This window comes from Frankia sp. R82, from assembly GCF_023716925.1.
Taxonomy (GTDB): Bacteria; Actinomycetota; Actinomycetes; order Frankiales; family Frankiaceae; genus Frankia.
This window is the reverse complement of the sequence record NZ_JAMQQG010000336.1, coordinates 1-11,879: the sequence shown is the minus strand read 5'-3', so window position 1 is coordinate 11,879 and position 11,879 is coordinate 1. Positions and strand designations below refer to the sequence as shown.

Sequence of the window (11,879 nt, the reverse complement as noted above, 5' to 3'; positions counted from 1 at the left end):
CCCGCTTCCAGGAGTACGATAAAGCCGCCTAACCGTTCAAAGCCCTACCTGTGAACGAAACCGGGGCAGCTTCAGTGTGCGTAATCCGTAGCAGCGCCGGTTGGGTTTTTTTGTGTGCATTGCCGAGCGCACGTCAGGTTGCGGCAGTCCAGAGCCCCGCAGTCGATCACACGGTGCGGGGCTCTGTGCTTTTGCCTGACGGTGTGAAGCCGGGTGGTCGATGGGAGGAGGTCGATATTCACCCGTCGTCAGGGAGTCGGTCTTCATGCGTCGCTGACAGCTCAAAGTCTTCGAAATCGCCGAGCTGGGCGGAGGCAGTCGCGCGGGTGTGTCGGCTACCTCCGCTCGACCTGAACGGACCGTGTTGAACGATCAGGCGTCGTTGGAGAGGAGGTGCGCCGGGACCTGGGTATCGAGTTCATCCAAGGTCCAGAGGGCGCGCGGGTCACCGTCCTTGACGATGGTTGGTCCGTCCGCCACGTCGGTCCAGCGCGTGACTGCGGATCCCCTCACCGCAAATACCTGCCCGCTGACGCTCGCGGCGGCGGCGGTGCATAGCCAGGTGAGCATCGGCGCGATGAGGTTTGCCGGCGGCAGGTAGAACTTTCCGAATTCGTCCTCGGGGACTCCTTGGGCATGGAGGGCATCATCCATCTGATCTTTGTAAAGATCGAATGTGCGGGTGCCGGCGCCGGGTGCGTAACAGTTGAACGTGACACCGCTGTCGCGGTACTGGGTTGCCAGGTCGTGGGACATAGCGATTCCACCACCGAGCACCGCGGCACCGAGGGGATTGGCCTGTGTGCCGCGAGCGATCTCGGAAGTGGCGAACAGCACCCGGCCCCAGCGGCGCTTGAGCATCGAGGGTACTGCGGCCCGGGATAGCCAGAATTTCTGGCCGAGATAGAGGTTCAGTAGTTTCTGCCATGAAGTGTCGTCTGCTTCGATGCCCGCCAGGCTGCCAGCGACAAGCGCGCTGGCGTTGGCGATGACGATGTCGCATGCGCCGAGTTGTCCACGGCGGTCTGGACCGCGTTCACGCAGCCGTCGGGTGTGGCAATCGAGTCATAGTTGGCGACGGCCGTGCCACCGGACGCGGTGATCTGAGCGACGGTCCCATCCGCGGCAGCGGAGCTTCTGCCCTCGCCTTCGGTATCGGTGCCGAGGTCGTTCACGACGACCGACGCCCCCTCGGCCGCCAGCAGAAGCGCGACCTCCTTACCGATACCGTTGCCACTTCCCGTGACAAGGGCCACTTTGCCTTCCAACCGCTGAGACATTCGATTGTCTCCTTCCAGACGGATTGCGAACGGTCGAGTCGCGTACGACGTCGGGTGCGCACCTCGAATTGGGCGCTCGCGGTGTATGCTGCGTTGGTGTCGACCAAGGTGTCGACGAGGCCGGTCTCGATGGTGCGCTGCACGCGATTGTTCAGAATCGCGAGTTGTGCTGGTCCGACCGGAAACATGATCTCGCGGGACTCGCCCGCTTCGAGTTCGATGCGTTCGAATCCGGCGAGTCGCCGGATCGGCTGGACGACTGTGGTCACTCGCGGGTGCACGTAGAGCCGAACGACTGGTGCTGTTGCGTTACGGAGAAGTTGGGTATGCCGGCGGCCGAGGTGGCTGCCGGTCAGACCGGCCGTGGTCGGCTTCGATGCGGTTGTTCTTCCGAGCGGCGTCGACGTGCCAGGTCTCGGGGAGCAGCTCCTCGACGTCCCGGTAGGACAGCGCGTACCGCAGGTACCAACGGAGGCGCCCACAGTCCGCCGCGAGCCGATCTCAGCGATCGGCGCCGGCCAGGTCCGCAGTGGGCGAGGGGGTCCACTCGAGCGGCGCCTGGCCCGGGAGCAGGCCTCCTTCCACCTCGAGGGCGTGCAGTTCGGCCTCGAGGAGCGCGGGCAGATATGAGCCGCCCTGGACGGACCCGTCCAGCGTGAATCCGATGGCCGCCTGCCCATCGAGTCCACCGAGCATGACTGCCATGCGCTGACTGCCGGGCAGCGGCGGAATCGGTACCGCTGCGGTGACCGGGCGGCCGAGGACGTGCAGTGGCCCGGTCAGACCGTGTGGATTTGACGCAGTCAGCGCAAAGACCCGGGACATCATGCCGGCGGCCATCACGCTCGGCCGAAGCGGGGCCGGAACTGTCCAGAGAAAAAGGCGTTCGGCGACGCCCGGTGTTCCGACTCGCTTGTGTCGCGACGTTTGCCGATGGATCGCTTCGACCCGCCGGCGAACCGAAGCCTCACCGTAGGGCAGCGCGATGCGGACAGAGGTCAGGTGATTGCCCACGCGGATCTGTTCGGTCGTCCGGCGCGTGCTGACCGGCATCGCGGCATGCACCAGTTCCCGTCGCCGACCGGCGTGCTCGGTGTTCGAGCCTGACCAGGCACGCAGGATGCCGGTGACCGCGGCCAGGAAGATGTCGTTCACAGGTACCTGGAACGCGCGGCTGATGGCTCGCAACCTGGCCAGGTCGACCTCCAGCCAGGTGTGCTGTGGGTGTCCGACCAGCACCTGTTCGAACGGGCCGATCGTGGCTGTCCGAGTGCACCAGCTCAACATGTGTGCAGTTGCACGGCCAAGGGCCCGCGGGTCGGACCGGCGAACCGATGCCGACCGAAGCGGAGCGTGGGTCGACCCGGGGCCCGGATGGCCGAACAGCCGCTCCAGCAACAGGTTCTGCCCCAGACCGTCCATCCACACATGACTGGAGCGGAACAACAGGGAGAAGCCGTCCGGACGGTGACCGTGCAGCAGCCAGAGCTGCCAGGGAGGTCGGTCCGCGGGGAATCCTGATGCTGACAGTCGCTGCACCGCGACGCGTAGTTCCGCAGTGTCCGACCCGGCCGAGAGCCGACAGGCATGAATGTGCCGGGCGGCATCGAAGGCGTCGTCCACGACCCAGCACGGGCGCCTTCGCCGGGGCGAGAGGACACGCTGGGTCAACGGGAGACAGGTGCGGGCCCGGTCGGCGACCAGTTCACACAACGCCTCGATGTCGGGTACCGACCCGCGGACATCCAGAAGGCAGCCTACTGCGAACGGCGTCGCCGGAAATGCGCGCTGGTACCCGAGAAGGACTGTGTCCATCGGCGTGAACGTCTGCCTGGGAAAAGCTGCGCTGCTGGGCCGGCGCTTCGCGGTCGCCCGCGACAGCCACCCCGCGGTGCCATTTTCAGCCGCCTGGTTCCTGTCCGCCGGCGCGTCGTGGCCGGCCCGCGGTGCCGCATCCCCCCGGAAAATGCGGCCTGTCACCTGCGGCCGTCCAGTTCGGCCTCGGTGACCGGTCGATTTTTTGTCATGTCCGACTCCTGCGTTGACAGTGAACCCCGGCTGTGCCAGAAAAGGCCTGCGACAAGAAGGCGTGCGTCGCATGGAAGATCGACACTATTTAAGTGGAGCAAATATACCCGGAGGCCCGGTGGTCGCGCCGGGACGACACCGGTCGGCCGGTGAGATGTTTCGCGGTTGACGGCGGGTTGGGGTGGCCCATTTCGCGGCGGCCGGCGGAAGAGGGTGGACGGGCGGACGTGGTGTATGAAACTGAACGGGTACCAGCGCCGTCGGCGGCCGGGCAGTCCGGCGTCGGATTCTCCGAAGGCGATGGCGTCGGGTTCAGGTGGTTGGGTTCCAGCGGGTGATGACGTCGAGGGTGGGCGCGGTGGCGGTGCCGCGTGGCTCGGCGACGAGGCCGGCGGACTCGGCCGCCTCGGCCACGTCGTCGATGGTCTTCACCGGGCGTCCGGCGGCTTCGGCGAGCAGGAGCGCGCGGGTCAGCCGGCCTTTCGTCTGCTTCGCCTGGTAGCTGAGCGGACGGCGGATCCAGTGTCCGTCGACGAGTTTCTCGGTCAGGGAACGTACCGGCAGGGCGGTGGCGCGCATCGGTCCGGACAGGGATGGCACGGTCGCGTAGTCCGACGAACGAAGATCCACGACGAGGTGCTCGCCGACGTCGTCCGGGGTGCGGGCGAGCAGGTCGGGCAGGGCTGACGCGAGCCGGGTACGCCAGAAGGCCGCGAGGACGGTCGGTGCGCTGCGGCCGCCGAGGCCGGGGACCGCTGCGGCCATGGCGACCCGATGGTCGGGCACCGGCTCGGCCGCGCCGAGGAGGCCGAATGCACCGGTGGAGACGAACAGGGTGTGGCCGGCCGCGGCTCGCGCGGCGAGTGGCAGGGTCGCCGGGGCCAGTGCCTGGTAGAGGACGCCGACGAAGCGGTCGAGCGCGGGCATCGTCGGTGCGTCCAGCATCGTGGTGTTGGCGGCCAGGTCGGCCTGCGCGCGTGAGGCCGGTAGCCGCAGTGCGGTGATCGCCGCGTTCGGCTCTGCCCGGCAGAACGCCGTGACCGCCCGTGCTACCTCGGCGCGGGCGTCCGCGAGCGGGCCGGTACCGAACCCGGCCGTCCGCAGCGACGGTCCATCGCCACCGGCGGCCTTCGCCTCGCTCGGCGGTAGCAGGACCCGCACCTGTCCGACCTCATCTCACGATCTCGGCATCCTGCGCTCTGTACTGCCAGGCCACGGCGACATCGAAGGGCTTCGGCGAGCTCATGAGTCGTCCTCGCGTGTCGTCCTCGCGTGTCGTCCTCGCGTGTCGTCCTCGCGTGTCGTCCTCGCGTGTCGTCCTCGCGTGTCGTCATTGTACGAAGTCCTCGTGGAACACCCGCACGCCGCTCGCGCATCCATCACCCGACCACTTCCTCCCGCAGTTTGTCACGTTGGGAGCAGCCGACAGCCTGCTCGGCACGGTGACAATCACAATCTCAGGCGCACTGTTCGGTAACTCTGAACGGTCCGTTCACGTCGCCCGAGCCTGCCGTTGTGATCTCCTCGCAGACGCTGCCGGCTTATTCGCCTGGCGTACGAGGGGCGACTTTTGGATCATGGCTGTATCGGGTGTGGGGACTTTCAAGATCTCGACGGTCCGACGTGTCCGGATTGGAACGACCCCGTCTACCGGGTCGATGGAAGTTGCCCCCGAATGTAGACGGTGTCACACTTTTCTTCCCGGATGGGGTGCCATCTGGGCTGGTTCGACGCACCCCGCCTGCCGTGGGCCCGGTCCATGCCTCAGTGCGCTGTTGTCGGCGGTGCGGAGCTATGACTGAATGACGTCAGGAGACATATGCTCACAGATGGAAAGTGGTTCGGCGCGCTCGGCTACCGAGTGGCTCCGGGGCGGTCTCGGTCCAGGGGGCTGAGACCCCGTGCCACTGCGGCCGTGGCGACCTTGTCCGCGGGAATGTTGTTAGCGGTGGTGGCCGGCTGCGGGAGCGGCGGTAGCAGCAGTGGGGGATCCACGGCGGATGCCTCGAGTAGCGCGGCGTTGCTGGGCCCGGTGGCACGGGCCTCCGGTGCCCCGGTGAAGATCGGTCTGATCTCGGACGGCAAGGGTCCGTCGGCTGACTCCTCGATCGAGCTGCGGGCGGCGGATGCGACGGTCAAGTTCCTCAACGAACACCGCTCTGGTATCGGTGGTCGGCCGATCCAGCTGGTCACGTGTGAGACGGCGAACGATCCGAGTAAGGGCACCGACTGCGCGAACCAGGTGATCGAGCAGAAGGCCGTGGCAGTGATCGTGGGTGCGTCTGCGGTCGCGCAGCAGATCTGGACGCCGCTGCACGCGGCAAAGGTCCCGGTGTTGCTCTTCTCCACGGCCCTCCCGGAGCAGCTGCAGGACACCCAGTCGACGTTCGTGCTGAGCGACCCGACCGGGGTCACGATCAGTGGAATCCTGCCGCTGGCCGCCAAGGCGAAGACCAAGAACCTGACCGGGGTCATCATCGACGTGCCGCCGGCGCTGGCCCAGTTCAAGGGCACGGGCGCGGCGGCGCTCACGAAGGCCGGGATCAGCTTTAAGATCATTCCTGTCCCGCTGGGAACGGCCGACATGACCCCTCAGCTGCAGAGCCTGTCCGGCAGCGCGCCGGGTGTCATCGAGATCGTCGGGAACGACGGGTTCTGCATCAGTGCGTTCAACGCGCTGCGGACGTCTGGTTTCACTGGCCCGTTCTTTGTGAACTCCCAGTGCGTCACGGATGCGACCCGCAAGGCGGTTCCGGCGGAGACGCTGGCGCGGGTCACGATCAACGCGTCCGCGCCGGTGGGCATCGACAACCCGTCCACCCGGCTCTACAAGGCCGTCGTGGCGGCCTACGGCAGCAACATCAAAACCGACGACTCCAGCGGCATGAACATGTTCGCGGAGCTGAACGCCTTCCAGACCGCACTGGCGGACATCAAGGGTGAGATCACCCCGACCACGGTCATCTCGACGTTCAAGTCGATGCCGGAGAAGGAGATCCCCGGCAGCGGTGGTCTGAGGTTCCGCTGCGACGGCAAGGCCTACTCGGCCACACCGGCGGTGTGCAGCCGCGGTGGCCTGACCGCACAGCTGGACGGCAAGGGCCAACCGGCCTCCTACCAGGTCGTCGGCTACAGCCCGATTCCCTAAGTACGGCAGCTGTCGTTTTGTGATCACCTGATCTGGGCGGCCGCCGTTAGGCGTGCAGGGCCGGTGGCGGAACGCGAACAGCCACCGGTGATCATGGCGGGTTGGTGAGAACGCGTCAGGATCACCGGTGGCTGCGCCCGGCACAGACAGCGATCGTCCACAAGGTGAGTCCGAGATTTCAAGCCAGGCTCATAACCGATACGTGTCACTTGGCATGACATAAGGTTTTCTGAATCATGAGAAACTAGAGGCGCCAGCGTTTTTTCTCGAAACGTGACCAGGTCGTGGATTTCATTTCTCGCCCGGTCCGGAAACGGCGAACGGCGCGAGGTGGGGGCGCAGAACACCGGTCCACGCCCGATATCCGGCGCTCACGAGATGCAGGTTGTCCTGGGTGTATTCCTTGTGCAGCGCGAGGCCGTCGGCCAACGCTGGCCACAGGTCGACGTAGGTGGCGCCGGTCTTCTGGGCGATCGTTCGATAATGCGCGTTGAGCTCTTGGATCCGGGCCGCAAGGTGGGCGGTTCTCGGCAACACGCTGTTGAGCAGGATCGTCGTGTCGGGAGATGCGTCCTGGATGCGGTTTATGATCTCATGAGTGCGATCGGAGATGCCGCTGAGAATCCTCTCGCGAGGCTTTCCGTGGAGATCGTTTGTGCCGATGAGCAAGGACACCGCGGCAGGCTTGAAGATCGCACTGTCGAGGCGATGGATGACGTCGGTGGTGGTGTCCCCGTTGACGCCGCGATTCAGCGTGAGAAGCTCCGGGAACCAGGCATCCCAGAACCCGCCCTGAGTGATGCTGTCACCAAGAAACACCACCCGCCGGGCCGCCAGTGGAGCCGCTTCGAACTGGGCGATCCGTGGGCGGTTGGTCGCACGAACGATCGGTCGGATGGTTGGGACGAGTACCGAATAGATGCGGTCGGTGTTCATGTGGTATTCTTTTTCTCCAGGGCTGGCGGCGTTAAATGGTTGCGAGCTTTAATTCAGCCACGGGAGGCGTGGTCTGCCACCGGAGACCCCCTTCGTTAAATATCGTGGTGCCATCACGAACCGAATGGTTCACAGACGTGCGGCCGTGTGCTCTCTTCGGGCAAATATAGGTCAGGGGTTTGGTGCGTGCAAGGGAAATGGTCGCGGCGCCGCCACCTGGACACTGGACGCGCGCGCTGCCCGTATGGCCGGCTTCGCCGGTGTCCGTAGCCAGCCTTGCGCTGCGCTACCCGTGGCGCTCAGGTCGGCGTCCTCCGCGCCGGTCATGTCGCTCGCGGTTGCCACCGTAGCGATACGCTTTGATGCTTCGGCGGGAGAGCGCCCAGAACGCAGGGTTTCAGGCCACAACGCAGGGTTTCAGGCCACAGCGTGGGATCGAAACGGTCGCAGGTCAGCCCTTCGTGCCCGGGTGTGCGGGCACCGACGTTCCAGCGGCACGACTGGGGGCGATGGCCGGCAGCGACGGCGAAGCCCCGACATCTGCCGGGGCTTCGCCGTGTGGAGCGGTCTGTCAGGGGTCATTGAGGTCTCGCCACATGATCTGCACGCACTGCTGACGCGCCCGGCTTCGGAGTCTCGTCGTCGGGTGACCCGACTCAGCCGGTGCAGACGCTGTCGGGGTGGCCGAAACCGGGCTGCGCCAGGTCGAAGTCGACGGTGACGTTGCCGCGCACGTTGAGGCGATCCAGCATGCACTGGCGGCGCGTTGCGGTGTCGACGATGGTGATCCGCTGGGATCCGGCGTACAGCGGGCTGGTCGTCCACCTCGACGAGCCGCTGCCGGCGTACACGGCGAACGAGGAGATGGGCTGGCCGGTTGACGAGTGTGCCGTGCCACCGAAGATGGTCATCGACACCCGGCCGGGCGCGGGTGGGCGTCCGGCGACGGTCAACTGGCCGCCGAGGCGCGCGGTGTTCGGGTCGGTGGCCGTGAGCAGTGGAATGCTGCCGAAGTCGACCGAGTACGTCCAGCCGTTGGCTGGTCGGGTGAACGCGTCGACGTAGAAACGGGAGTGCACGTATTCCGCGTCGTAACGCGGATCCGGGTAGAACTCGAACGAGAGGCCCGCGGTCCGCGCGCCCCAGTCGGTGTTCAGGACTCCGCCGCGGACGAGGTCAGGCTGGGTGTTCCCGACGAAGTAGCCGTGCGGGAAGACCAGCCCGCTGCCGGCCGGGAACCGGGTGTAGGTGGCATAGCTGCCCTTCTCCTGGCAGGCGTTCACGAACGTGTCACCGGTGCCGGACTGTCGGTTGTAGTGCTGGCAGGGCAGATATGGCCGAGCAGTGGAGCCGAGGACGAGATCCACCCCGACCGCCCCGCCGATCGGGGTCGGCCGGCCGTCGGCGCCGACGAAACCCTGGAACGGCACGGCGACGCCGTTGCCGCGGGACGCCACCGCGGGGTAGTCGCGGGTGTCCGCGGCCAGAGCCGCCCGGGGCAGTGCGGTCGCGGCGGCCACCGCGACCGTCAGGGTGACTGCCATCCGTGTGAGCGTCACCCGTGCGACCGCCACCCGCGCGAGCACGCCGGCGCAGCGCCACGCCTCGCGCCGCCGCGGGCCCCTGACCAGGCATATCGAGTGTTTTCGACGTACAGGCACAACCTGTCCCCCCGTAGACGCAACCCGAGTCGGTTGCATGACCAGGAAACACGACGGATCGCGGTTAAGTTCGAGAATTTGGACAACCGAAACCCGATGGTTTCGTCGTCGGTGGCGTGATGACGGCAGGTGTGCGCTCGCTCAGGGAGCGGGCTCGGAAAATGATCGTCGGCAGACGGGACGCGGCGCCGACGTCCAGGCGCGGCTTCGGGCGCCACCCGCTGTGGGTGTTCGAGGTACCGATTCGCGCCGATTCCGCCGGCGGCAGTCTGCGTGAAGCGCACGGAACATGCGCGATCTACCACGAAACGGTCAGGCGGATCGGCTGATCTGTACTGGGGGTAGGGCGGCGGTGGCGGACCAGGGCGGCGTGCCAGGTGACGGGGACTTCCGATCGGTGGCCGCGGAGGCGGCTGTACCAACGGACGCGGCTCCGGCCGGTATCGACATCACCGTCCCGCACTCGGCCCGAGTGTGGAACCATTGGCTTGGCGGCAAGGACAACTATCCGGTTGACCGGCAGGCCGGCGACCGGTTTTTCGAAACGTTCCCGGAGATCGTCGAGGTCGCGCGGGCGTCCCGGGCGTTCCTGCGGCGGGCGGTCCGGTTCCTGGCCGGTGAGCAGGGCGTACGCCAGTTCCTCGACGTCGGAACGGGCCTGCCCACCGCCGACAACACCCACGAGGTCGCCCAGCAGGTCGCGCCGTCGTCACGCGTCGCGTATGTCGACAACGACCCGGCCACCCTTGCCCATCTTTAGGCTTTTGGCCTGCGTCTTTTGGCGGTCCGGCGGGTTCTGAGGACCGTCCCCGGGTTGCACATACCGCATGGCTCGGCTGACGGGTAGCGGCCACCGAGGCCCCAGTGTCGATCTTGAATCCGGTCCGGGGGCAGCGTGCTGGCCTCGCCGCCCGGCCGGGACAACGCGCCGGCGACCACATTGGCCCCCAGCAGCGGCCCGGGTGCCGCCTGACGCCCGAACTCGTACGCCACCAGCGCCAGATCGACCAGGCCCGCGCCGCTCACGCTTCCGCCGCCGTGCTTCTCGGAGACCAGCAGCGAGGTCCATCCCACCTCGACCCCAGCCTTCCAGTACTCCGGCCGATACCTCCCGGGGTCGTGCCGAAGCTCGCGCAGGACGTCCCCGGCCACGGCGTCCCGCAGGAACCTGCGCGTCGTCCTGACCAGAAGCTCCTGCTCTGCGGTCAGTCCCACCTTCATCAGATCCTCCACTCGGCTGGATCCCCCCGGCCAGTCCTCACGCATGCCGCCACGTCGTCTCCGGTCCGGCCTGGCCGGACCGGAGACGACAGGCCGCCGTGCGCGTTGTTGCCCAATCCGTCGCCGATCCGGGACGGCGCGCCAGGTGGTCCACGGGCACGTTCCGGCGCGGGGCTGAGCTGGACCGCGCGGGCTGGACCGCGCGGGCTGGACCGCGCGGGGTGGGCCGGAGCGGGGTTGAACCTCGGGTATCAGCCTTTGAGTGCTGCCGAGATGGTCTCGGCCAGTGGGGTGGTCGGACGGCCGATCAGGCGGCTGAGCTCACCGCTGCCGCCTTGGAGCAGACCGCGCTTGATACCAAGGTCGATCTCGGCGTAGTTGTAGGCCTGCTCGGCAGGAATCCCGGCCCTGGAGAAAACCGCTGCCAGCGTTTCGACGGGGACGTCGCGATAGGCGATCTCCGTGCCTGACTGCAGGGACAGTTCCGCCGCGTACTCGGCAAAGCTCCAAGCGCTGTCGCCGCTGAGCTCGTAGATCTTGTTCTCGTGACCCCCGCTGGTCAGTACGACGGCGGCCGCCGCGGCGAAGTCCGCTCGGGTGGCGGATCCGATCTTGCCTTCGCCCGCGGCACCGACCACGCCGTGCTTCAGCTGGCCGGGGATCTGAGCGGTGTAGTTCTCGGTGTACCAGCCGTTGCGCAGGAGCGTGTAGGTCAGGCCCGATTCAACGATGGCCTGCTCCGTGGGCTTGTGCTGCTCGGCGGCCTCCTTGTAGCCGCCTTCGATCAGGCCGCCGAGGACGCTGGTGTAGGTGAGCCGCGCAACGCCCGTCGCCTTCGCGGCGTCGATGACATTCCTGTGCTGGGCGGTACGCTGGCCGAATTCAGTGCCGGAGATCAACAGGGCGACGTCGCAGACGCCGAACACATTCTTCAGGGTCTCTGGCTTGCCGTAGTCGGCGATCCTCACCTCAACGCCTTTGGCGGCAATGCGCGCGGCCTTGCGCTCGTTGCGCGCGACCGCGACGACCCGGTCCGCGGCAGCCCTCGTCAACAGCTCGTCGACGACGAGACGGCCCAGCTGTCCGGTGGCGGCGGTGACGACGATACTCATACTCTTCTCCAAGATCGCGGGTGCGGTTGTTACACGGACGCCAGATCGCTGACCGGGCGAGCCGGGGGTCGCGGCGTTCTGGCGCACGCCGAGTGCGGCGAAGGCGTGGTCGAGCAGGCCCATGGGCCGAGGCGGCCTTCGGAGGCCGTCCAGTGGTCGACTGCTGCGGCCAGGCAGTCCAGGGCGGCGTTCGACTTCGTGAGGTACGGAACTGCCGCGGCCGCGATAAATGACGCGCCGACGACATTGTTGTCGAACGAGCGCGGCCAGGACTCGTGGCTGAGATCCACCAGGCGGGCCAGATGACCGACCCCGGTCGCGTACACGAGGGCGTCTATCCCACCCATGCCGGCTGCGGCCTCGTCGATAGCCGCTTTACAAGACGCCTGGTTGGTTGCGTCGCACGCGATCACTAGCCCAGATCTTTCGCGCCTGGACCGGGTGTGATCGTGGGCTGATGTCCCACTCTTGTTGATGTTGAGTTATGCCGTTT

Annotated in this window: 9 protein-coding genes and 2 pseudogenes; 2 read left to right on the top strand and 9 right to left on the bottom strand. The window is 66.8% G+C overall.

Annotation, left to right across the window (positions count from 1 at the left end; genetic code table 11):
- Window positions 1–372: 372 nt before the first annotated feature.
- The 4 genes and pseudogenes from ND747_RS30275 to yaaA form a co-directional block, all read right to left on the bottom strand.
- Window positions 373–1,280, bottom strand: a pseudogene (locus ND747_RS30275) (SDR family NAD(P)-dependent oxidoreductase).
- Window positions 1,172–1,636 carry a fibronectin type III-like domain-contianing protein gene (locus ND747_RS30270; RefSeq protein WP_374216339.1) on the bottom strand — a complete coding sequence of 155 codons (465 nt, stop codon included), beginning with the start codon at window positions 1,634–1,636 and terminating at the stop codon, window positions 1,172–1,174. The pseudogene ND747_RS30275 and the gene ND747_RS30270 overlap by 109 nt, the downstream one beginning before the upstream one ends.
- Window positions 1,637–1,781: 145 nt before the next feature.
- Window positions 1,782–3,095, bottom strand: a complete 1,314-nt coding sequence (locus ND747_RS27650) for a wax ester/triacylglycerol synthase domain-containing protein (RefSeq protein WP_251737200.1) — start codon at window positions 3,093–3,095, stop codon at window positions 1,782–1,784.
- Between the two features lie 525 nt (window positions 3,096–3,620).
- Complete coding sequence (yaaA, locus tag ND747_RS27645) at window positions 3,621–4,469, bottom strand: peroxide stress protein YaaA (RefSeq protein WP_251737199.1); 849 nt, start codon at window positions 4,467–4,469, stop codon at window positions 3,621–3,623.
- An 895-nt stretch (window positions 4,470–5,364) separates the two neighbouring features.
- On the opposite strand from yaaA, the gene ND747_RS27640 reads away from it, so the two are divergent.
- Entirely contained in the window at window positions 5,365–6,456 is a 1,092-nt protein-coding gene (locus tag ND747_RS27640) for an ABC transporter substrate-binding protein (protein ID WP_251737198.1), read from the top strand.
- Window positions 6,457–6,747: 291 nt separating this feature from the next.
- Here ND747_RS27640 and ND747_RS27635 read toward each other — a convergent pair whose 3' ends face one another.
- Both ND747_RS27635 and ND747_RS27630 read right to left on the bottom strand, forming a co-directional pair.
- On the bottom strand, window positions 6,748–7,392 hold the full coding sequence (locus ND747_RS27635; RefSeq protein ID WP_251737197.1) for a GDSL-type esterase/lipase family protein: 645 nt from the start codon (window positions 7,390–7,392) through the stop codon (window positions 6,748–6,750).
- Window positions 7,393–8,048: 656 nt separating this feature from the next.
- Window positions 8,049–8,951, bottom strand: a complete 903-nt coding sequence (locus ND747_RS27630) for a hypothetical protein (RefSeq protein WP_251737196.1) — start codon at window positions 8,949–8,951, stop codon at window positions 8,049–8,051.
- A gap of 499 nt (window positions 8,952–9,450) precedes the next feature.
- Between ND747_RS27630 and ND747_RS27625 the strand changes: the two are divergent.
- A pseudogene (locus tag ND747_RS27625) lies at window positions 9,451–9,807 on the top strand (SAM-dependent methyltransferase); the annotation flags it as partial.
- A 2-nt stretch (window positions 9,808–9,809) separates the two neighbouring features.
- Here ND747_RS27625 and ND747_RS27620 read toward each other — a convergent pair.
- The 3 genes from ND747_RS27620 to ND747_RS27610 all read right to left on the bottom strand — a co-directional run bounded on the left by ND747_RS27620 (window position 9,810) and on the right by ND747_RS27610 (window position 11,862).
- Entirely contained in the window at window positions 9,810–10,274 is a 465-nt protein-coding gene (locus tag ND747_RS27620; RefSeq protein ID WP_251737195.1) for an acyl-CoA dehydrogenase family protein, read from the bottom strand.
- Window positions 10,275–10,525: 251 nt separating this feature from the next.
- Window positions 10,526–11,386 (bottom strand): SDR family oxidoreductase, encoded by an 861-nt coding sequence (locus ND747_RS27615; RefSeq protein WP_251737194.1) that lies wholly within the window; start codon window positions 11,384–11,386, stop codon window positions 10,526–10,528.
- Between the two features lie 29 nt (window positions 11,387–11,415).
- Window positions 11,416–11,862 (bottom strand): SDR family oxidoreductase, encoded by a 447-nt coding sequence (locus ND747_RS27610; RefSeq protein WP_308204715.1) that lies wholly within the window; start codon window positions 11,860–11,862, stop codon window positions 11,416–11,418.
- Window positions 11,863–11,879: the final 17 nt, after the last annotated feature.

Excerpts from the sequence above, each read along its gene's own strand:
- ND747_RS27620 (WP_251737195.1), bottom strand. The coding sequence starts at position 10,274 with ATGAAGGTGGGACTGACCGCAGAGCAGGAGCTTCTGGTCAGGACGACG.
- ND747_RS27650 (WP_251737200.1), bottom strand. The coding sequence starts at position 3,095 with ATGGACACAGTCCTTCTCGGGTACCAGCGCGCATTTCCGGCGACGCCG.
- ND747_RS27615 (WP_251737194.1), bottom strand. The coding sequence starts at position 11,386 with ATGAGTATCGTCGTCACCGCCGCCACCGGACAGCTGGGCCGTCTCGTC.
- ND747_RS27635 (WP_251737197.1), bottom strand. The coding sequence starts at position 7,392 with ATGAACACCGACCGCATCTATTCGGTACTCGTCCCAACCATCCGACCG.